At 69.9% G+C, this 1,819-nt stretch carries 2 protein-coding genes; one reads left to right on the top strand and one right to left on the bottom strand.

Annotated elements, in window-relative coordinates:
- Positions 1–210, bottom strand: a 210-nt coding sequence (locus AC2VON_RS05965; protein WP_486952112.1) for a DUF732 domain-containing protein, incomplete at its 3' end; no start/stop codon positions are given.
- Positions 211–979: 769 nt separating this feature from the next.
- Between AC2VON_RS05965 and AC2VON_RS05960 the strand changes: the two genes are divergently transcribed.
- The coding region (locus AC2VON_RS05960) for a chloride channel protein (RefSeq protein WP_486952111.1) at positions 980–1,819 on the top strand (840 nt) is incomplete at its 3' end.

Below are 1,819 nucleotides of genomic sequence, written 5' to 3'. Positions count from 1 at the left end.
TGAATCCATCATGTTGCACGCCGTATGGGCGGCTGCCACGGCGGCAGGTCCGTTGGTATAGGTGATGCCCGCTTGGGTGAGCTGGCTCAGAAAGCTCCTGTCAGTACCCGGGTCGATGCTGCTGGGCTCGGCTTGCGCCGGCACCGCCGAGCCGACGATGGCGGCCAGATTGGCCAATGCGACATTGGCCAATACGATCAGGAATCGCATCGCCCAATCATCCTCCACGACGACGCGGTTGTCCTGTCGACTGCGATGGCCGAGCCTGGGAATCAGCCGCGAGTGGGGGGAAGATGACGGCCAGGCATCGGTAGCGACCCGCGGGCCTGCCGTCGAGCTACACGGGCTCAAGGTGAGCGACGAGTCGGATACTTCGACGTCGTGGTCGGACCGGCGGCGTCGGCTTCCTGAGGGCCTGGGTGCCCAGGCGGGCCTTCGGCCGACGGAGCCCGTGCGTAGGACTGCGATCCCCGAACTGTCGCCGTCTGCCGTGATCAGTCGTCAAAGTCGTTCGCAGAGAACAGTGTGCAGGCTGGTTGTCGACCCAACACCGCGACGGGTACCCGAGGGTGCCGACGCACGGCTTGTGCTGTGCGATTCGCGACGGGGCCCCCGCATCGCTGAACTGGCCCGCGATTATGGCGTCATCACTTCGACTCCCGCGGCCACGGCTGTAGCAGAGCGCAACGCGGTAGCGGTTGCAGCGTGAAAAGCGTTGCAGTCTAATCTGATTCGGCGCTCGGATCGAATCTGGCCGGAGCCGGATCATCGGGTGGCCCCGCGGGCGGCGGTCAGCCGGGTCCTGATCGACGCATTCGGCGGATTTCCCGTCGCAGGTCTCTCCCGGATCCCAAACCGCCGCCTGGTCGCCATGCCGGCGGTGTGTACCGTCCTGCGGGACGCGCCTGTCTGGTCGCGACCGCCGATCTGAGAGACTGGGTGCCGGTCGGGTTTGCCCAGCGTCGAAGGAGGACGGTTGATGACCGCGCCGACGGGAGGTGCCGGCCAGCCCGACGATTCGATGCGGGGCGCGCTGCTCATCTGCGTCGCGGCGACCGTCGCCGGCGTGGCCATCGGTTTTGTCGGCGGCGCCTTTCGCTGGTGTCTGCAGGCCGCCGAGCACCTGCGCGTCGACTTCGTGGACTGGGCACACCGGCTGCCCGGCCCGGGTTGGCTGGTTCCGCTGGCCGCCGCCGCGGCCGGCGCCACCCTGGCCGCGCTGGTCGTGCGGTGGGAACCCCTGGCCGCCGGCAGCGGGATCCAGCACGTCGAGGCGGTCTTCCGGGGCGACGCCCGGCCACCCCTGATCCGCTTGCTGCCCGCGAAGTTCGTCGGCGGCCTGCTGGCGATCGGTTCCGGGCTGGTGCTGGGCCGCGAGGGCCCGACGGTGCACATGGGTGCGGCGATCGGCGCCGAGACCGCACGCCGGGCCCGGCTGCCCGACTCCGAGGTCAGGATGATGCAGACGGCGCTGGGCGGGGCGGGACTCGCGGTCGCCTTCAACGCCCCCATCGGCGGCACCCTGTTCACCCTCGAAGAGGTGACGAAGTCGTTCCGGGTGAAGACCGTGCTGGCCACGCTCATCGGGGCGTCGGCCGCCGTCGGGTGCTCCCGGCTCGTCCTGGGCAACCACCCCGACTTCCAGGTGGCACCGATCGGGCCCCCCGACCTGGTGTGGTTGCCGCTCTTCGTCGCCTTCGGCCTGCTGACCGGAGCGCTGGGTGCCGCCTACAACCGGTTGGTGCTGTGGTTCGTCGACCACGTCGCCGCGCTGGGCCGGGTCCCGGCCCCCGCGAAGGCGGCGCTGATCGGCGCGGTC

The organism is Mycobacterium sp. TH-M82, from assembly GCF_057473605.1.
Note: the sequence above shows the minus strand (reverse complement) of the source record. Positions and strands in the feature narration are given on the sequence as shown.